Raw genomic sequence first — 18,752 nt, 5'->3', positions numbered from 1 at the left:
GCAGGAGTGAAGATGAAATTTGAACTGGACACCACAGACGGTCGCGCCCGCCGCGGCCGCCTGGTTTTTGATCGTGGCGTAGTGGAAACGCCTGCCTTTATGCCGGTAGGTACCTACGGCACCGTTAAAGGCATGACGCCGGAAGAAGTCGAAGCGACCGGCGCGCAAATCATTCTCGGCAACACCTTCCACCTGTGGCTGCGCCCGGGTCAGGAAATCATGAAGCTGCACGGCGATCTGCATGATTTCATGCAGTGGAAAGGCCCAATCCTGACCGATTCCGGCGGTTTCCAGGTCTTCAGCCTGGGCGATATCCGCAAAATCACCGAGCAGGGCGTGCACTTCCGCAACCCAATTAACGGCGACCCGATCTTCCTCGATCCAGAAAAATCGATGGAAATTCAGTACGATCTCGGCTCCGATATCGTGATGATTTTCGACGAATGTACGCCGTACCCGGCGGATTGGGACTACGCTAAGCGCTCCATGGAGATGTCTCTGCGTTGGGCCAAACGTAGCCGTGACCGTTTTGATGGCCTCGGCAACAAAAATGCGCTTTTTGGCATCATTCAGGGCAGCGTTTACGAAGATTTACGTGATATCTCCGTCAAAGGTCTGGTGGAGATTGGCTTTGATGGCTACGCTGTCGGCGGCTTGGCGGTAGGTGAGCCGAAGGAAGACATGCACCGTATCCTGGAGCACGTTTGCCCGCAGATCCCTGCTGACAAACCGCGTTACCTGATGGGCGTCGGCAAACCAGAGGACCTGGTTGAAGGCGTTCGTCGCGGTATCGATATGTTTGACTGCGTTATGCCAACGCGTAACGCCCGTAACGGTCATCTGTTTGTGACCGACGGTGTGGTGAAAATCCGTAATGCCAAACATAAGAGCGATACCAGCACGCTTGATGCCGAGTGTGATTGCTACACCTGTCGCAATTATTCGCGTGCATACTTGCATCATCTTGACCGTTGCAACGAAATACTGGGCGCGCGCCTCAATACCATTCATAATCTTCGCTACTATCAGCGCTTAATGGCTGGTTTACGCAAGGCTATCGAAGAGGGTAAATTAGAGAGCTTCGTGACCGATTTCTACCAACGCCAGGGGCGTACCGTTCCACCTTTGAACGTTGATTAATTTTAATAATGAGGGAATTTGAATGAGCTTTTTTATTTCTGATGCGGTAGCAGCAACCGGGGCTCCGTCGCAGGGCAGCCCGATGTCTCTGATTCTGATGCTGGTGGTTTTCGGCCTGATCTTCTATTTCATGATTCTGCGTCCACAGCAAAAACGTACCAAAGAACATAAAAACCTGATGAGCTCCATCGCGAAAGGCGATGAAGTGCTGACTAACGGTGGCCTGGTTGGTCGTGTGACCAAAGTAGCAGAAACTGGCTACATTGCTATCGCACTGAACGACACCACTGAAGTGGTTATCAAACGTGACTTCGTAGCTGCCGTTCTGCCGAAAGGCACCATGAAGGCGCTGTAATAATTCGTTTTCCCAAAGGGAACTGCCGTGTTAAACCGTTATCCTTTGTGGAAGTATGTCATGCTGGTCGTCGTGATTGTCGTCGGCCTGCTGTATGCGCTTCCCAACCTGTATGGTGAGGATCCGGCCGTTCAAATCACTGGCGTGCGCGGTGTCGCCGCCAGTGAGCAAACGCTGATCCAGGTCCAGAAAACGTTACAAGAAGAAAAAATTACCGCTAAGTCTGTGGCACTGGAAGAGGGCGCTATTCTTGCGCGCTTCGACACCACCGACATCCAGCTGCGTGCGCGTGAAGCGCTGGTAAACGTGCTGGGTGACAAATACGTCGTGGCGCTTAACCTTGCTCCGGCAACGCCGCGCTGGCTGGCTGCGATTAACGCAGAGCCAATGAAGCTCGGTCTTGACCTGCGTGGTGGTGTGCACTTCCTGATGGAAGTGGATATGGACACTGCGCTGGGCAAACTGCAGGAACAAAATATCGATAGCCTGCGCAGTGACCTGCGTGAAAAAGGCATTCCTTATACTACCGTTCGCAAAGAAGACAACTACGGTCTGAGCATCGCTTTCCGTGACAGCAATGCGCGTGATGAAGCCGTCTCTTATCTGAGCAAGCGTCATCAGGATCTGGTGATTTCCAGTCAGGGTAGCACCGCGCTGCGTGCGGTGATGACCGATGCTCGCCTGAGCGAAGCCCGTGAATACGCCGTTCAGCAGAACATCAACATTCTGCGTAACCGTGTAAACCAGCTGGGCGTTGCTGAGCCAGTGGTTCAGCGCCAGGGTGCTGACCGCATCGTGGTTGAGCTGCCTGGTATTCAGGACACCGCGCGTGCGAAAGAAATTCTGGGTGCCACTGCAACCCTGGAATTCCGTCTGGTAAACACCAACGTTGACCAGGCTGCCGCTGCCTCTGGCCGCGTGCCGGGCGACTCTGAAGTGAAAGATACTCGTGAAGGCCAGCCGGTTGTGCTGTACAAGCGTGTGATCCTGACCGGTGACCATATCACCGACTCCACTTCAAGCCAGGACGAGTACAACCAGCCGCAGGTTAACATCTCGCTCGATAGCGCGGGTGGTAACATCATGTCTAACTTCACCAAGGACAACATCGGTAAGCCGATGGCGACCCTGTTCGTGGAGTACAAAGACAGCGGTAAGAAAGATGCTAACGGTCGCGCCATTCTGGTGAAACAGGAAGAGGTGATTAACATCGCCAACATCCAGTCTCGCCTGGGTAACAGCTTCCGTATTACCGGTATCAGCAACCCGAACGAAGCGCGTCAGCTCTCTCTGCTGCTGCGTGCCGGTGCGCTGATTGCGCCGATTCAGATTGTTGAAGAACGTACCATCGGTCCAACCTTGGGTATGCAGAACATCAAGCAGGGCCTGGAAGCGTGTCTGGCCGGTCTGGTGGTCTCTATCCTGTTCATGCTCGTCTTCTATAAGAAGTTCGGTCTGATTGCGACAAGCGCACTGCTGGCTAACCTGATACTGATCGTCGGTATCATGTCACTGCTGCCGGGCGCGACGTTGAGTATGCCGGGTATCGCGGGGATTGTGTTAACCCTTGCGGTTGCCGTCGATGCTAACGTACTGATCAACGAACGCATCAAAGAAGAGCTGAGTAACGGACGTTCGGTACAGCAGGCAATCAACGAAGGCTATGCTGGCGCGTTCAGTTCCATCTTCGATGCGAACATCACGACGCTGATTAAAGTCTTGATCCTGTATGCAGTCGGCACCGGGGCAATTAAAGGGTTCGCGATTACTACCGGTATCGGTGTGGCGACGTCGATGTTTACCGCGATTGTCGGTACGCGTGCCATCGTAAACCTGTTGTATGGCGGCAAGCGCGTCAAAAAGCTGTCAATCTGAGGAGTGCGATGTGGCACAGGAATATAGCGTTGAACAACTAAACCACGGCCGTAAAGTCTATGACTTTATGCGCTGGGATTACTGGGCTTTCGGTATCTCGGGTTTCCTGCTGATTGCGGCCATCGTGGTGATGGGCGTACGCGGGTTTAACTGGGGTCTCGATTTCACCGGCGGTACGGTAATTGAAATTACGCTGGAAAAACCGGCGGACATGGACTTAATGCGCGATGCGCTGGAGAAAGCGGGCTTCGTTGATCCGCTTCTGCAGAACTTCGGCAGCAGCCATGACATTATGGTACGTATGCCGCCAACCAAAGGTGCGGATGGCGGCCAGGTACTGGGTAGCAAAGTGCTGAGTGTGATTAACGAAGCCACCAGTCAGAATGCTGCCGTTAAGCGTATCGAATTCGTCGGACCAAGCGTGGGCGCCGATCTGGCGCAAACCGGTGCGATGGCGCTGATGGTGGCTTTGCTGTCCATTCTGGTGTACGTCGGTTTCCGCTTTGAGTGGCGACTGGCGGCGGGTGTGGTTATCTCACTGGCGCACGACGTGATCATTACTGCGGGTATACTCTCGTTGTTCCATATCGAGATTGACCTGACTATCGTGGCATCGTTGATGTCGGTTATCGGTTACTCACTGAACGATAGTATCGTGGTATCTGACCGTATTCGTGAAAACTTCCGCAAGATTCGCCGCGGTACGCCATACGAAATCTTTAACGTGTCGCTGACCCAGACGCTGCACCGTACGTTGATTACGTCCGGTACGACGTTAGTGGTTATTCTGATGCTGTACCTCTTCGGTGGTCCGGTACTGGAAGGCTTCTCGCTGACTATGCTTATCGGTGTTTCCATCGGTACTGCATCGTCTATCTACGTAGCCTCGGCGCTGGCGCTGAAGCTGGGTATGAAACGCGAGCACATGCTGCAGCAGAAAGTGGAGAAAGAAGGGGCGGATCAGCCGTCAATTCTGCCGTAATCTTCCGCACTTAGGGCACGAATAAAAGCCGCAACGCCGTAGGGTGTTGCGGCTTTTTTATTGCCCATTTAGACTGTGCGTATTCCCTTACATTGAACACGACATATCGAGTCATTATGGCCATCATCCCAAAAAACTACGTGCGGCTGGAAAGCGGCTACCGTGAAAAAGCGCTGAAACTGTTCCCATGGGTATGCGGACGCTGTTCGCGCGAGTTCGTCTATTCCAACCTGCGTGAGCTGACGGTTCACCATATGGATCACGACCATACCAATAACCCGGAAGATGGCAGCAACTGGGAGCTTCTGTGCCTGTTCTGTCACGATCATGAGCACTCGAAGTACACTGAGGCGGATCAGTACGGTTCGACGGTCGTGGCCGGGGAAGATGCGCAAAAAGACGTGGGCGAGGCGACCTACAACCCGTTTGCGGACCTGAAAGCGATGCTGAATAAGAAGAAATAGCCGGTGTGATGTAACGCGTACATGGTTACTGGAATCCCGATCGTAAGGTCGGGATTTTTTCGTTTTTAGGCCATGTCGAAATCAATGAGCAGAGTAGAATCAGCGGCAAGCCGGTTTATTCCGGTGAGGCGCAGTGTTGCGGGGGCTTGATCCCCGGTGGCCTTGTCGCTGGAAAGAGAAAACCCCCGCACATTGTTCGGTATTCACCGGCAACATAACGGGGGCTAACTTGACCCTAGACAAGTTGAGGATAGCCGCGAACCGTTGCCATTGCAACCAAGGCGGCTGTATGACGCTCACGGAAGTTTGCATTATTGTCTGGCACGATCTGGCAGCACCAACGCTGGTCGGTATTGCGACAGGTCTGTTTTTAGGCTGGTGGCATAGTCAGAGATAAGGCGAGGTGGGCAAACCTGCCGCCCGCGTGGCAGCATGCGCCCGAAACAGGCCAGAGGGTAACCTCTGGCCTTTTTTGCGGTGTCGAACTTAGAAGTTGTAACCTACAACCAGGTAACCACCCCAACCGGTAGACTTCGCGTTGAAGTCGCCTTCGCCCCAGTTCAGGGTATTGCCGCCTTGCCACTGACCGCCGTTATGGAAGTAACGGGCAACGACAGAGTAGTGCCAGTGATCGTAGTTCAGCGCCAGGATGTGGCTGGATGCGATAGAGTTGCTGGTACGGTTTGGTTCGTCGCCAAGATCTGAACCCCAGTCGAAGTTGGTGAAGCCGATGTAGCTCAGCTTACCGCCCCAGAGGTCACTGATTGGCACAAAGTATTTCACTTTGAAGCGGTAGCCATCCCACTCGTTTTCGTTCGCGGCACCATAGTTCTGCCACTGGTATTTGGCATAGACGTTCAGGGACAGACCCATTGGCAGGCCGGTGTCGATATCGGTACCCAGACCCATGTACCAGGTGCTCTGGCGGCTGGCCTTGTTGTCACCCATATCGTAGATGTAGTTGTTAGCGATGTACCACTCTTTGAACGGACCAAAGCTCAGGTCAGCGCCAGTCAGCTTATCGATAGAGAAGCGTGGTTCGATTTCCATGAACATAGGAGAACCGTTGGACCATACGCCTTTATCGTTGCCGTTACCCCAGTCAAAGGTTTTAGGAATATCGATGTAGCCGTAGAAGTCGAGCCAGTCTTTTTTGGCAAATGCTTCATATTCCAGGTAAACGTCGTTGTTCAGCTTCGGTGAGAAGCGGGTGTGATAGCTACCCACCACGTTTACGCTCTGATGCCACCAGTCGGAGACATACTGAGGTTGAGAATCGCCCGCTGCGTTAGCAGTGAAAGAAGCGGAGAGCGCCAGTGCAGCACCGGCTGCTAATAATGTTTTTTTCATATTTCTGCCACTAATAAAAAAAATCGAAAGAGAGTGATTTTTATCACCGAAGTTTTTCTAAATGTTTCGTGTTTCTGCGTGCCTATTATATGAATCCTTGCTCACGAAAATCAGTCATGGTTCACACATTTTTCAATCGCGTAATCGATTGCGTTCACGTTTGCGTAGTTTAGACGCCGCGATTGTACTGATGGAGTGAATTAATGCAAATGTTTACATACGCGAAATGTGTTTCAGGCAGGGGGAGAAGACAGAATTTGAGAGAGAATGTTGTTACCATTCTCCCTCGATTGAAATGTTATTGCGCGTTGGCAGGCTGTACGTCGTGGATGCGTACGAAGCCAAGCTGTTCCGGGGTCACGCCGTTAAGCTGAAGCGGAATATCGACATCGCTTGGCGCCAGCACGCTCGCCGGGGCGGAGAAGAGCTGATTCTGCACGTTGACCTCCTGATACTGCTCGGTCGTGCCCTGAATCTGACCCCACTCAACGGTGCCGGTGAAGGCAGGCAACGCATCGTTTGACTCGCCCTGAATATGCAGCGTCACCGCCGTACCCTGCGCGTTAGCGGCGATATTGCGTAACGACATGCGCAGCGTACCAATCTGGCTGTTCAGGCGTGCTGGCGTGTTCGCGCCAGGAAGCAGGTAAACACCGCGCGTTGATTTCGCATTCAGCGCATTTTGCTGAGTGATTTTCACCGTCTCTTTATTGAGCTGCGTCATCTCGGTACTGAGGGCGCTGATGTTTTGATGCATCTGCTTCACCTCGGACTGCTGCGCGCAGGCGCTCAGGCTGACGAGGCTTCCCAGCAGGGCGATTCTTAGGTAACGTCTTGTCATGCTGTCTGTTTCCTTTTCTTCGGATAACGCAATGGTAGCGTGCTATGCGGCATCTGACATCGATCCTTTGTCTCAAAAAGCGCTGTTTCTTTGTTGTATCCGCAGTTCAGGGTAAAATAGATTCCCATCACCCTCATCGTCAGGACGTTGTATGCACTGCCCATTCTGTTTCGCCGTAGATACTAAAGTCATTGACTCCCGCCTGGTGGGAGAAGGTTCCTCCGTTCGCCGCCGTCGGCAATGCCTGGTGTGCAATGAGCGCTTCACCACGTTTGAGGTGGCTGAACTGGTAATGCCGCGCGTGGTGAAAAGCAACGATGTGCGTGAACCGTTCAATGAAGATAAGCTGCGCAGCGGTATGCTGCGTGCGCTGGAAAAGCGCCCGGTCAGCTCCGATGATGTGGAAATGGCGATTAACCATATCAAATCACACCTGCGCGCCACCGGCGAGCGGGAAGTACCGAGTAAACTGCTGGGCAATCTGGTCATGGAGCAGTTGAAAAAGCTCGATAAAGTGGCCTATATCCGCTTTGCCTCGGTTTATCGCAGCTTCGAAGACATTAAAGAATTTGGCGAAGAGATCGCCCGCTTACAGGACTAAGCTATGCACGATGAAATGTACATGGCGCGTGCGCTGAAGCTGGCGCAACGTGGTCGCTTTACCACACATCCCAACCCGCGTGTGGGCTGTGTGATTGTGAATCAGGGCGAAATTGTCGGCGAGGGCTTCCACTATCGCGCCGGTGAACCCCATGCGGAAGTGCACGCGCTGCGCATGGCTGGCGATAAAGCCAAAGGCGCCACCGCCTACGTTACGCTGGAGCCGTGCAGCCACCATGGGCGCACGCCGCCGTGCTGCGATGCCTTAATTGCCGCGGGTGTCTCCCGTGTGGTCGCCGCCATGCAGGATCCAAATCCGCAGGTTGCGGGGCGTGGACTGTACCGCATACAGCAGGCCGGTATTGAGGTCAGCCACGGGCTGATGATGAGCGAAGCCGAAGCGCTGAACAAAGGCTTCCTCAAGCGGATGCGTACCGGTTTCCCGTATATCCAGCTGAAGCTGGGTGCGTCGCTGGATGGCCGCACGGCAATGGCCAGCGGGGAAAGCCAATGGATCACCTCGCCGCAGGCGCGCCGCGATGTGCAGCGCCTGCGGGCGGAAAGTCACGCGATTTTAACCAGCAGCGCTACGGTGTTGGCGGACAATCCGGCGCTGACCGTGCGTTGGGATGAGCTCAATGCCGAAACGCAGGCGCTCTACCCGCAGGAAAATCTGCGCCAGCCGCTGCGCATTGTGATTGATAGCGGCAACCGCGTGACGCCGGAGCACCGTATCGTGCAGCAGCCCGGTGAAACGCTGTTTGCGCGTACCGAAGACGATACCCGCGACTGGCCGGAAGGCGTACAAACGCTGAAAGTGCCGGAGCACAACGGGCATCTCGATCTGGTGCTGCTGATGATGCAGCTGGGCAAACAGCAGATTAACAGTATCTGGGTGGAAGCGGGGCCAACGCTTGCCGGTGCATTGATTCAGGCGGGGCTGGTTGACGAGCTTATCGTCTATATCGCGCCTAAACTGTTAGGAAGCGATGCGCGCGGATTATGTATGCTGCCAGGCCTTGAGAAACTGGCCGATGCGCCCCATTTCAAATTCAATGAGATACGACAGGTAGGCCCGGATGTTTGCCTGCATTTAACGACTGCGTGAGGCTTTCCGAATTAGAGGAAGCAGCGCCCAGAATATTATGATAAAATCCGCCCCCCTGCGGGGCAAATGAACCCAAAGGAAGAGTATGAACATTATTGAAGCTAACGTTGCTACCCCGGACGCTCGCGTCGCCATCACCATCGCGCGTTTCAACAACTTTATCAATGACAGCCTGCTGGAAGGTGCTATCGACGCCCTGAAGCGCATTGGTCAGGTTAAAGATGAAAACATCACCGTTGTTTGGGTTCCAGGTGCTTATGAACTGCCTCTGGCGGCTGGCGCACTGGCGAAAACCGGTAAATACGATGCAGTGATCGCGCTGGGTACGGTTATCCGTGGCGGTACTGCGCACTTCGAATATGTCGCTGGCGGGGCAAGCAATGGCCTGGCGCACGTCGCTCAGGACAGCGAAATCCCGGTAGCCTTTGGTGTTCTGACCACCGAAAGTATTGAACAAGCCATCGAACGTGCTGGCACAAAAGCCGGTAACAAAGGTGCAGAAGCTGCACTGACCGCGCTTGAAATGATTAATGTATTGAAAGCCATCAAGGCCTGATTTTTGTAAGGGGAAATCCGTGAAACCTGCTGCTCGTCGCCGCGCCCGTGAGTGTGCCGTCCAGGCGCTTTACTCCTGGCAGTTGTCCCAGAACGACATCTCCGATGTTGAATACCAGTTCCTGGCAGAACAAGACGTTAAAGATGTCGACGTCCTGTACTTCCGTGAGCTGCTGTCCGGGGTGGCGACTAACAGCGCGTACCTCGATGGATTGATGAAGCCGTACTTGTCCCGTATGCTCGAAGAGCTGGGCCAGGTAGAGAAAGCCGTACTGCGCATCGCGCTGTTCGAGCTGTCGAAGCGTGATGATGTGCCATATAAAGTGGCTATCAACGAAGCTATCGAACTGGCAAAAACCTTTGGCGCTGAAGACAGCCACAAGTTTGTCAACGGCGTGCTGGATAAAGCCGCTCCTGTCATTCGTCCCCACAAAAAGTAATCTCCAGGCCGGATTTTGCCGAATTTCATTTGGCAGGTCCGGCCTTGTTTTATCCTTCTGCTGAGGCATAACGTATGGCATGCGGCGAATTCTCCCTGATTGCCCGTTATTTTGACCGAGTACGAAACGCCCGTCTCGATGTAGACACCGGAATCGGCGACGACTGCGCGTTACTCAATATTCCCGAAAAACAGACTCTGGCTATCAGCACCGATACGCTGGTGGTGGGTAATCATTTCCTTCCTGATATCGACCCGGCTGACCTAGCTCATAAAGCGCTGGCCGTCAATCTTAGCGATTTAGCGGCAATGGGCGCGGACCCGGCCTGGCTGACGCTTGCGCTGACGCTGCCTGCGGTTGATGAAGCGTGGCTGGCGGCGTTCAGTGACAGTCTGTTTGAACTGTTAAACTATTACGATATGCAGCTGATTGGCGGCGACACCACCAAAGGGCCGCTGTCGATGACGCTGGGTATTCACGGCTATGTACCGGTTGGACGTGCGCTGAAGCGCTCGGGCGCAAAACCGGGTGATTGGATTTACGTGACCGGCACGCCAGGCGACAGCGCCGCGGGTCTGGCGCTGATTCTGAATCAGTTAACGATTGATAACCCAGAGGATGCTGCCTATCTGCGCCAGCGTCATCTTCGCCCGACGCCGCGTATCCTGCAAGGACAGGCGCTGCGTGACCTGGCAAACTCGGCTATCGACATCTCTGACGGTCTGATTTCCGATCTGGGCCACATTCTGAATGCCAGCGGCGTAGGGGCTCGCGTTGACCTCGATCTGCTGCCGTACTCTGATGCGCTGCGCCGTCACGTGCAGCCAGAGCAGGCATGCCGTTGGGCGCTCTCCGGCGGTGAAGACTATGAACTCTGCTTTACCGTTCCAGAACTGAACCGCGGCGCGCTAGAAGTGGCGCTGGGTCAACTGGGTACATCGTTTACCTGCATCGGACAAATCAGCGCCGATGTAGAGGGACTGCATTTCACCCAGGAGGGGAAAGCGGTGCAGCTCGACTGGAAGGGGTACGATCATTTTGGCTAAGCGTGACGAAGCAAAAAGTCGTCTTAATTTAAGCAATCCCTGGCATCTGCTGGCAACGGGGTTTGGCAGCGGCCTGAGCCCGATAATGCCGGGTACGGCAGGCTCGATTGCCGCCATTCCCTTCTGGTATGTGCTAACGTTTTTGCCGCTGCAGCTCTATTCACTGGTGGTGATGTTCGGCATCTGCATCGGCGTTTATATCTGCCGCCGCACGGCGCGCGATATGGGGACGCACGACCACGGCAGTATCGTGTGGGATGAGTTTATCGGTATGTGGATTACGCTGATGGCGATTCCGGTCATTAGTTGGCAATGGGTATTGGCAGGCTTTGTGGTGTTCCGTATTTTTGATATGTGGAAGCCCTGGCCGATCCGTTGGTTTGACCGTAACGTCCACGGCGGAATGGGGATTATGGTGGATGATATCATCGCTGGGGTGATTTCAGCGGCGATACTGTTTGTTGTAGGGCATTACATTCTGTGATGCGTTAACCCTCACCCCGGCCCTCTCCCTGAAAGGGAGAGGGCGAAAACCGCGTGCTGCCTTTTGATGGTGAGTGCGAAAATTGCACCAAACGGTTCCCTCGCCCCTTTGGGGAGAGGGTTAGGGTGAGGGGATATCCGGCGCGTTACTTAAACCCAACCACCGGATGCGGCTGATACGGCGCTTCCATTGACGCAATCTGCTCCGGCGTTAACGTTATATCCACCGCGTTCAGCAGTTCATCTAACTGATCCTCACGCGACGCGCCAATAATCGGTGCCGCAACGCCCCGTTTACTCAACAACCACGCCAGCGCCGTTTGCGCGCGGCTAGCTTCCACCTCTTGCGCTACCCGCTCCAGTTCACCGGCAATCTGCTCATCGTTTTCTTCGGTTGAGCTATACAGCGTTTGCCCGAATTCGTCGGAGACCAGCCTTGCCGTCGTTTCTCCCCACGGACGCGTCAGGCGACCGCGCGCCAGCGGGCTCCACGGAATAACTGCCACCCCTTCCTGAGAACAGAGCGGCAGCATATCGCGCTCTTCTTCCCGGTAGATCAGATTGTAGTGATCCTGCATGGTGACGAACGGTGCCCAGCCGTTGGCTTTTTGCAGCGCCAGCGCGTGCGCAAACTGGCGGGCGTGCATCGACGACGCGCCAATAAAGCGGGCCTTACCGGATTTCACCACCTCATCCAGCGCTTCCAGCGTTTCTTCAATTGGCGTGCGATAGTCCCAGCGATGAATTTGCAGCAGATCGACATAGTCCATCCCAAGGCGCTTCAGGCTGTCATCGATGGAGCGAAGAATTTGCGCGCGGGAAAGCCCCTCTTCAAGGTCGCCTACCTGGTGAAAAACCTTGGTGGCTACCACGACGTCATCACGGCGAGCGAAGTCGCGCAGCGCGCGGCCGACGATCTCTTCACTGCTGCCGTCAGAGTAGCTGTTTGCGGTGTCGAAAAAGTTGATGCCGCCTTCAATGGCGCGCTGAATGATGGGGCGGCTGCTGTCTTCCGGAAGCGTCCAGGCGTGTTTACCCCGATCCGGTTCGCCGAAGGTCATACAGCCAAGGCAAAGACGAGAGACCCGAAGGCCGGTGTGTCCTAACGTATCGTATTGCATGAATCAGCTCCTGCTAGCGGGTAAGCGGTTTACCTTTAAGCATAGCAGGAGCGAGGGAGAGGATTATGCTAGCCAGTCCGCGATCTTCGCTTCGATACCGGCGGCATCGAGACCGAGGTCGGCGCGCGCCTCTTCCTGAGTACCCTGTGGGACGAAGAAGTCAGGCAGGCCGAGGTTTAGTACCGGCACCGGTTTACGATGCGCCATCAGCACGTCGTTCACGCCGCTGCCCGCACCGCCGATGATGGCGTTCTCTTCCAGCGTCACCAGCGAGTCGTGGCGCGAGGCCATCTCGAGGATCAGACTTTGATCGAGTGGTTTCACAAAGCGCATATCCACAAGCGTGGCGTTAAGCTTCTCGGCGACGATTTCCGCTTCGGTCAGCAGAGTACCGAAGTTGAGGATCGCCAGCTTCTCGCCTTCACGTTTCACTACCCCTTTACCCAGCGGCAGTTTTTCCAGCGGTTGAAGTTCAGCGCCGGTACCGCAGCCGCGCGGATAGCGCACCGCGCTTGGGCCGTCGCTATAGTGATAGCCGGTATAGAGCATCTGACGGCATTCGTTTTCATCGCTTGGCGTCATGATGACAAAATCAGGAATGCAACGCAGGTAAGAAATATCGAATGCCCCCTGGTGCGTCTGACCGTCGGCGCCGACAATACCCGCGCGGTCAATCGCGAACAGTACCGGCAGTTTCTGGATAGCTACATCGTGGATAACCTGATCATAGGCGCGTTGCAGGAAGGTGGAGTAGATAGCCACAATCGGTTTATAGCCGCCAATCGCCAGTCCTGCGGCGAAGGTCACCGCGTGTTGCTCGGCAATGGCCACGTCGAAATACTGGTCAGGGTATTTTTTCGAAAACTCCACCATGCCGGAGCCTTCGCGCATTGCCGGGGTGACCGCCATCAGCTTGCTGTCTTTCGCTGCGGTTTCGCACAGCCAGTCGCCAAAAATTTTCGAGTATGACGGCAGGCCGCCGCTGCTTTTTGGCAGCTTACCGCTGGTGTGATCGAATTTCGGCACCGCGTGGAAGGTGATTGGGTCTTTCTCGGCAGGCTCATAGCCACGGCCTTTTTTGGTCATGATGTGCAGGAACTGCGGGCCTTTCAGGTCGCGCATGTTCTTGAGCGTATTGACCAGCCCCAGCACGTCGTGACCGTCAACCGGCCCGATGTAGTTGAAGCCCAGCTCTTCAAACAGCGTGCCAGGCACCACCATACCTTTGATATGTTCTTCGGTACGTTTGAGCAGTTCTTTAATTGGTGGGACGCCAGAGAAGACTTTCTTGCCACCTTCGCGCAGGGAAGAGTAGAGCTTGCCGGAAAGCAGCTGCGCCAGATGGTTATTCAGCGCGCCGACGTTTTCAGAGATAGACATCTCGTTGTCGTTCAGCACCACCAGCATATCGGGTTTGATATCGCCTGCGTGGTTCATTGCTTCAAACGCCATACCCGCAGTAATGGCGCCATCGCCAATCACGCAGACGGTACGACGCTGCTTGTTCTCTTTGCCTGCGGCAACCGCAATACCAATGCCGGCGGAAATAGACGTCGAGGAGTGGCCGACGCTCAGCACGTCATACTCGCTCTCACCGCGCCATGGGAACGGATGCAGGCCACCTTTCTGACGGATGGTGCCAATTTTATCGCGGCGACCGGTCAGAATTTTGTGTGGATAGGCCTGGTGACCGACGTCCCAGATAAGCTGGTCGAACGGCGTGTTATAGACATAGTGCAGCGCCACGGTGAGCTCCACCGTGCCAAGCCCGGAGGCGAAGTGTCCGCTGGAACGGCTCACGCTGTCGAGCAGGTAACGACGCAGCTCGTCACACAGCTTCGGCAGGCTCTCTTTTGGCAGCAGGCGCAATTCCTGAGTGGAATCGACCAACGCCAGGGTCGGGTATTTGGCAATATCAAAACTCATCTGAGACTCATTTATAGTTTATTTGTCGCGCAGGATGATGTAGTTCGCTAGCGCTTCCAGTGCTGTGGTATCCAGTGATTGTGCGGCCAGTTCAGTTAAGGACTGACGGGCATCGGCAATAAGGTCACTGGCTTTGTTCCGGGCTTGCTCAAGGCCCAGTAATGCAGGATAGGTACTCTTGCCGAGCTGCTGGTCGGCACCCTGGCGCTTTCCGAGGGTCGCAGTATCGCCCACCACATCCAGAATGTCATCCTGAACCTGGAACGCCAGGCCGATGCTTTCGGCATACTTATCCAGCAGTGGTAGCGCCTTGCGGCCTTGCTCACCCGCGCTGAGTGCGCCCATGCGTACGGCGGCGCGGATCAGCGCACCGGTCTTATGGCGGTGAATGCGCTCCAGCATTTCCAGATTAACCTGTTGTCCTTCAGCTTCCAGATCCAGCGCCTGACCACCGCACATGCCGGCTACGCCGCTGGCGGTTGCCAGTTCGGACAGCATCGCCAGACGATCGCGGTCTGAGACCTCGTTCATCGGCGCATCACTCAGTATAGAAAACGCCAGCGTTTGTAGCGCATCACCGGCCAGAATGGCGCTCGCCTCGCCAAATTTAATATGGCAGGTCGGCTGACCACGGCGCAGGTCATCATCGTCCATCGCCGGGAGATCATCATGCATCAGCGAATAGGCGTGAATGCACTCGACCGCCGCCGCGGGCGCGTCCAGCGTCGTGAGGCTGACGCCGAACATTTGACCGGTGGCATATACCAGGAACGGGCGCAGGCGTTTACCGCCTAATAGTGCGCCATACTGCATGGCATCAACCAGTGGAGTGTTCTGAAACGGCAGCGGAGCGATAAAACGGCGCAGCGCGTCATTTGCCTGCTCAACGCAGGCATTCAGCTGTTGCGAAAAATCCATTTATTCGGCGTCCGGCGTGAAAGGCTCAAGGGGGGAATCTTCGTTATCGGCTAACAGGATCTGCACGCGTTGTTCCGCTTGTTGCAGCTTCGTCTGCCCCTGACGTGCCAGCTGCACGCCGCGTTCGAATTCGTTCAGCGCCTCTTCCAGTGGAAGGGAACCGCTTTCCAGACGGTTAACAATTTGCTCCAGCTCGGTTAAAGCGGTCTCGAAACTGGCCGGGGCTTCGTTTTTCTTTGGCATAGTGAATGTTTGGCTCTTGTTATGTCGCGACTGCGTCTATGGTAACGGAGTCTGGGTGTGAAGCAAATAACACGCAATGGTAAGCGGGATGATGATATACTCCGCGCATCTGGACGCAGATGCCATGGGTACACTGCGATACATCTTTTGCCTAAAGCCCGTCGGGCTTGTCAACGAACCATTGCCGCCATGAAGTTTATCATTAAATTGTTCCCGGAAATCACCATCAAAAGCCAAACTGTGCGTTTGCGCTTTATTAAAATTTTAACCGGGAATATTCGTAACGTTCTTAAAAACCACGATGAAACGCTTGCTGTCGTCCGCCACTGGGACCACATCGAAGTGCGTTCTAAAGATGAAGACAAACGTCTGGTGCTGCGCGATGCGCTGACCCGCATCCCGGGGATCCACCATATTCTGGAAGTCGAAGACGTTCCGTTTACCTCGCTGCACAATATTTTTGAGCAGACGCTGCCGCTGTGGCGTGAAACGCTGGAGGGTAAATCTTTCTGCGTACGCGTTAAGCGTCGTGGTAAGCACGAATTTACGTCTATTGAAGTCGAGCGTTACGTTGGCGGCGGTCTGAATCAGCACATCGAGACGGCACGCGTGAAGCTGACCAACCCGGACGTGACCGTTAACCTCGAAATCGAGAACGACCGTCTGCTGCTGGTGAAAGGGCGCTACGAAGGTATTGGCGGCTTCCCGATTGGTACTCAGGAAGACGTGCTATCGCTTATTTCTGGCGGCTTCGACTCCGGGGTTTCCAGCTATATGCTGATGCGTCGCGGCTGTCGCGTACACTACTGCTTCTTCAACCTCGGCGGCGCGGCGCATGAAATCGGCGTTCGTCAGGTGGCTCACTACCTGTGGAACCGTTTCGGTAGTTCACACCGCGTACGTTTCGTGGCGATCAACTTCGAGCCGGTAGTCGGTGAAATTCTGGAGAAAGTGGAAGACGGCCAGATGGGCGTCGTGCTGAAGCGCATGATGGTCCGCGCGGCATCGCAAGTGGCTGAGCGCTACGGCGTACAGGCACTGGTGACCGGCGAAGCGCTGGGTCAGGTGTCTAGCCAGACGCTGACCAACCTGCGTCTTATCGATAACGTCTCCGATACCCTGATCCTGCGTCCGCTGATTTCTCACGATAAAGAGCACATCATCAACCTGGCGCGTGAAATCGGCACCGAAGACTTTGCCCGCACCATGCCGGAATACTGTGGCGTGATCTCGAAGAGCCCAACCATCAAAGCGGTGAAGGCGAAAATCGAAGCGGAAGAAGCGAATTTCGATTTTGCGATTCTGGATAAAGTGGTTGCCGAAGCGAACAACGTCGACATCCGCGAAATCGCGCAGCAGACGCAGCAAGAGGTGGTTGAAGTTGAAACCGTCAGCGGCTTTAACGACAACGACGTGATTCTGGATATTCGCTCCATTGATGAGCAGGACGATAAACCGCTGAAGCTGGAAGGCGTGGAGATTGCCTCTCTGCCATTCTACAAGCTGAGCACCCAGTTCGGCGACCTCGACCAGAGCAAGACCTACCTGCTGTGGTGTGAGCGCGGCGTGATGAGCCGCCTACAGGCGCTTTATCTGCGCGAGCAGGGCTTCACCAACGTTAAGGTTTACCGCCCATAAATAAAAAAACCGGCCTGGCCGGTTTTTTTTATATCAGGTAGCCCGGCTGAACAGAGCGACGCCGGGTTTTCACCTACGCTTCGTAAAAATTATAAATCCCCGCCGCCATCACCAGCTGCGATGCAATCTCATACGCCTTCTCACGACCGACCAGCAGGTCGATAATCTTCAGCCCGAAATCAATCGATGTGCCCGGCCCCTGGCTGGTCAGCAGGTTGACGCGTGGGTCCCAGACTACACGCTTATCCTGCCACTGGCCTTCAGGGATCTGGTCCTTCAGCGCCGGGAAACCGGTCATATTGCCGATAGGGAAGAGCTCGTGTGGCACTAGCACGGTAGCGGCCGCCGCGCAGATAGCGGCAACAATGCGCCCGGAGTGATGAAACTGTCTCACCGTCTCGACCAGCAGCGGGCTATCGCGGAAGCACTCTGCACCTTTAATGCCGCCGGGTAGAATGATGATATCGAAGTCACCGTCCGCGACTTCGACCAGCGGAGCATCGGCCAGCAGCTTAACGCCGCGGGAGCAGGTGATGGTCAGGTTGCCATCGCTGGCGACGCTGGCGGTGGTGACGCTGATGCCGCCACGCACTAACAGATCGATAGTGGTGACGGCCTCCATCTCTTCACTACCAGGAGCGAGGCAAATCAGTGCCGACGCGCTCATATTCACTCTCCTTACGTTTAACCCGTTCATACAAGCGAGTATTTTCCGGCACCGGAATGCCGTGCGCCCGCGCGCGCTTGAGTAGGTAACCGGTGATGTAGTCGATTTCCGTATGCCGCTGCGCGCGGATGTCCTGCAGCATGGAGGAAATGTTCTCCGCCGTCAGGTCAATGACCTGATTAACATAAAATAACAGACTTTCCGGGGAGGTATGAAATCCTTCCCGCGTCATGGTCATCGCCACTTCGTCGCAAATGCGGGCCACCTGCTCCTGATGATGTTGCAGTTCACCGTTCGGGCAGTTCATCAGCGCGGTCATTGGGTTAATCACGCAGTTCACGGCGAGTTTACGCCACATGGCGGAGTGAATATTGTCATGCCAGGCGACGTCCGGGAGCACGTTCTGGAGCGTTTCCGCAAGCTGGCTGTAATCGTGGTCGTAGCGTTTGGCAGGACCGATATGGGTGGTACCGTTGGCGACGTGGATAATGATATTGCCGTCGCGACGTGCGGCCTGAGTGGTTGCACCCAGTAAAATGGGCTGCTGGATACCGTTAAGCTCCAGCAGCGTGCCCATACCGTTATGAATCAGTAAAATCGGCGTGGTCGCCGGAAGCGTGGCCGCCAGACTTCTGACGGCATCAGAAACCTGCCAGGCTTTGAGCGTGACCAGCAGCAAATCGCTTTGCGCCAGGAAATCGGGATCGTTGGCGATAAGTGATTGGTTGAATACGCTACCGTCCAGCTCCATAAGGTTTACGCTGCAATAGGGCTGAGGTACACGTAACCATCCCTGTACTTCAAATCCTTTTTTATGGAGCGCCGTCATCCATAGCTGGCCTAGCGCACCACATCCCAATACGGTAATTTTCAAACATCCTCCTTACCACACCAGATGCTGCTGGTATGTCATACTTCACGCGATAACTCGAATAAGTATAGCGTTATCAACTAAGCTTCCGGGGATAACAAGTTGAGTTATGCCGCGTTGCAGGTATTA

General features: G+C 55.0%; 21 protein-coding genes. 13 read left to right on the top strand and 8 right to left on the bottom strand.

From position 1 onward, the window contains the following. Window positions 1-12: 12 nt before the first annotated feature. From tgt to MY052_RS18505, 6 genes are all read left to right on the top strand, one after another. Window positions 13-1,140, top strand: coding sequence for a tRNA guanosine(34) transglycosylase Tgt (gene tgt, locus MY052_RS18530; protein ID WP_123649993.1), 1,128 nt, complete (start codon window positions 13-15; stop codon window positions 1,138-1,140). Window positions 1,141-1,162: 22 nt separating this feature from the next. Then, window positions 1,163-1,495: a preprotein translocase subunit YajC gene (yajC, locus tag MY052_RS18525; RefSeq protein ID WP_123649994.1), complete on the top strand. Its 333-nt coding sequence runs from the start codon at window positions 1,163-1,165 to the stop codon at window positions 1,493-1,495. A gap of 27 nt (window positions 1,496-1,522) precedes the next feature. Further along, window positions 1,523-3,370, top strand: coding sequence for a protein translocase subunit SecD (secD, locus tag MY052_RS18520; protein ID WP_072011411.1), 1,848 nt, complete (start codon window positions 1,523-1,525; stop codon window positions 3,368-3,370). 10 nt (window positions 3,371-3,380) lie between these two features. Then, a complete protein-coding gene (secF, locus tag MY052_RS18515) occupies window positions 3,381-4,352 on the top strand; it encodes a protein translocase subunit SecF (protein WP_035895147.1) in 972 nt (323 codons plus the stop codon). A 116-nt stretch (window positions 4,353-4,468) separates the two neighbouring features. Further along, window positions 4,469-4,816, top strand: a complete 348-nt coding sequence (gene yajD, locus MY052_RS18510) for an HNH nuclease YajD (protein WP_035895149.1) — start codon at window positions 4,469-4,471, stop codon at window positions 4,814-4,816. Window positions 4,817-5,105: 289 nt separating this feature from the next. Then, window positions 5,106-5,213, top strand: coding sequence for a type I toxin-antitoxin system toxin Ldr family protein (locus MY052_RS18505; RefSeq protein ID WP_035895150.1), 108 nt, complete (start codon window positions 5,106-5,108; stop codon window positions 5,211-5,213). Window positions 5,214-5,302: 89 nt separating this feature from the next. Here MY052_RS18505 and MY052_RS18500 read toward each other — a convergent pair whose 3' ends face one another. Together MY052_RS18500 and MY052_RS18495 are read right to left on the bottom strand one after the other, a co-directional pair. Further along, on the bottom strand, window positions 5,303-6,166 hold the full coding sequence (locus tag MY052_RS18500; RefSeq protein ID WP_123649998.1) for a nucleoside-specific channel-forming protein Tsx: 864 nt from the start codon (window positions 6,164-6,166) through the stop codon (window positions 5,303-5,305). A gap of 298 nt (window positions 6,167-6,464) precedes the next feature. Continuing rightward, window positions 6,465-7,007 carry a SadB/YajI family lipoprotein gene (locus MY052_RS18495; RefSeq protein ID WP_123649999.1) on the bottom strand — a complete coding sequence of 181 codons (543 nt, stop codon included), beginning with the start codon at window positions 7,005-7,007 and terminating at the stop codon, window positions 6,465-6,467. A gap of 151 nt (window positions 7,008-7,158) precedes the next feature. Between MY052_RS18495 and nrdR the strand changes: the two genes are divergently transcribed. The 6 genes from nrdR to pgpA all read left to right on the top strand — a co-directional run bounded on the left by nrdR (window position 7,159) and on the right by pgpA (window position 11,240). After that, window positions 7,159-7,608 (top strand): transcriptional regulator NrdR, encoded by a 450-nt coding sequence (gene nrdR / locus MY052_RS18490; RefSeq protein WP_052283888.1) that lies wholly within the window; start codon window positions 7,159-7,161, stop codon window positions 7,606-7,608. 3 nt (window positions 7,609-7,611) lie between these two features. After that, window positions 7,612-8,715: a bifunctional diaminohydroxyphosphoribosylaminopyrimidine deaminase/5-amino-6-(5-phosphoribosylamino)uracil reductase RibD gene (gene ribD / locus MY052_RS18485; protein WP_248537596.1), complete on the top strand. Its 1,104-nt coding sequence runs from the start codon at window positions 7,612-7,614 to the stop codon at window positions 8,713-8,715. Window positions 8,716-8,800: 85 nt separating this feature from the next. Next, on the top strand, window positions 8,801-9,271 hold the full coding sequence (gene ribH, locus MY052_RS18480; protein ID WP_001021161.1) for a 6,7-dimethyl-8-ribityllumazine synthase: 471 nt from the start codon (window positions 8,801-8,803) through the stop codon (window positions 9,269-9,271). Between the two features lie 19 nt (window positions 9,272-9,290). Further along, entirely contained in the window at window positions 9,291-9,710 is a 420-nt protein-coding gene (nusB, locus tag MY052_RS18475; protein ID WP_035894262.1) for a transcription antitermination factor NusB, read from the top strand. 74 nt (window positions 9,711-9,784) lie between these two features. Beyond that, window positions 9,785-10,756, top strand: coding sequence for a thiamine-phosphate kinase (gene thiL / locus MY052_RS18470; RefSeq protein ID WP_035894263.1), 972 nt, complete (start codon window positions 9,785-9,787; stop codon window positions 10,754-10,756). Beyond that, window positions 10,746-11,240 carry a phosphatidylglycerophosphatase A gene (gene pgpA, locus MY052_RS18465; RefSeq protein WP_248538964.1) on the top strand — a complete coding sequence of 165 codons (495 nt, stop codon included), beginning with the start codon at window positions 10,746-10,748 and terminating at the stop codon, window positions 11,238-11,240. Before thiL ends, pgpA begins: the two co-directional genes overlap by 11 nt. A gap of 145 nt (window positions 11,241-11,385) precedes the next feature. Here pgpA and MY052_RS18460 read toward each other — a convergent pair whose 3' ends face one another. The 4 genes from MY052_RS18460 to xseB all read right to left on the bottom strand — a co-directional run bounded on the left by MY052_RS18460 (window position 11,386) and on the right by xseB (window position 15,447). Beyond that, window positions 11,386-12,360 carry an aldo/keto reductase gene (locus MY052_RS18460; protein ID WP_115074550.1) on the bottom strand — a complete coding sequence of 325 codons (975 nt, stop codon included), beginning with the start codon at window positions 12,358-12,360 and terminating at the stop codon, window positions 11,386-11,388. 63 nt (window positions 12,361-12,423) lie between these two features. Then, window positions 12,424-14,286, bottom strand: coding sequence for a 1-deoxy-D-xylulose-5-phosphate synthase (gene dxs / locus MY052_RS18455; protein ID WP_248537595.1), 1,863 nt, complete (start codon window positions 14,284-14,286; stop codon window positions 12,424-12,426). An 18-nt stretch (window positions 14,287-14,304) separates the two neighbouring features. Next, window positions 14,305-15,204: a (2E,6E)-farnesyl diphosphate synthase gene (gene ispA / locus MY052_RS18450; RefSeq protein ID WP_123650006.1), complete on the bottom strand. Its 900-nt coding sequence runs from the start codon at window positions 15,202-15,204 to the stop codon at window positions 14,305-14,307. Then, window positions 15,205-15,447: an exodeoxyribonuclease VII small subunit gene (gene xseB / locus MY052_RS18445; RefSeq protein WP_035894270.1), complete on the bottom strand. Its 243-nt coding sequence runs from the start codon at window positions 15,445-15,447 to the stop codon at window positions 15,205-15,207. A gap of 189 nt (window positions 15,448-15,636) precedes the next feature. Here xseB and thiI point away from each other — a divergent pair, with 189 nt between their 5' ends. After that, window positions 15,637-17,085, top strand: a complete 1,449-nt coding sequence (thiI, locus tag MY052_RS18440) for a tRNA uracil 4-sulfurtransferase ThiI (RefSeq protein WP_248537594.1) — start codon at window positions 15,637-15,639, stop codon at window positions 17,083-17,085. A 73-nt stretch (window positions 17,086-17,158) separates the two neighbouring features. Here thiI and yajL read toward each other — a convergent pair whose 3' ends face one another. Both yajL and panE read right to left on the bottom strand, forming a co-directional pair. After that, window positions 17,159-17,752: a protein deglycase YajL gene (yajL, locus tag MY052_RS18435; RefSeq protein WP_035894275.1), complete on the bottom strand. Its 594-nt coding sequence runs from the start codon at window positions 17,750-17,752 to the stop codon at window positions 17,159-17,161. Continuing rightward, on the bottom strand, window positions 17,715-18,626 hold the full coding sequence (gene panE / locus MY052_RS18430) for a 2-dehydropantoate 2-reductase (protein WP_035894276.1): 912 nt from the start codon (window positions 18,624-18,626) through the stop codon (window positions 17,715-17,717). The genes yajL and panE overlap by 38 nt, the downstream gene beginning before the upstream one ends. Window positions 18,627-18,752 lie beyond the last annotated feature (126 nt).

This window comes from Kluyvera ascorbata (assembly GCF_023195735.1).
Classification (GTDB): Bacteria; Pseudomonadota; Gammaproteobacteria; order Enterobacterales; family Enterobacteriaceae; genus Kluyvera; species Kluyvera ascorbata.
Note: the sequence above shows the minus strand (reverse complement) of the source record. Positions and strands in the feature narration are given on the sequence as shown.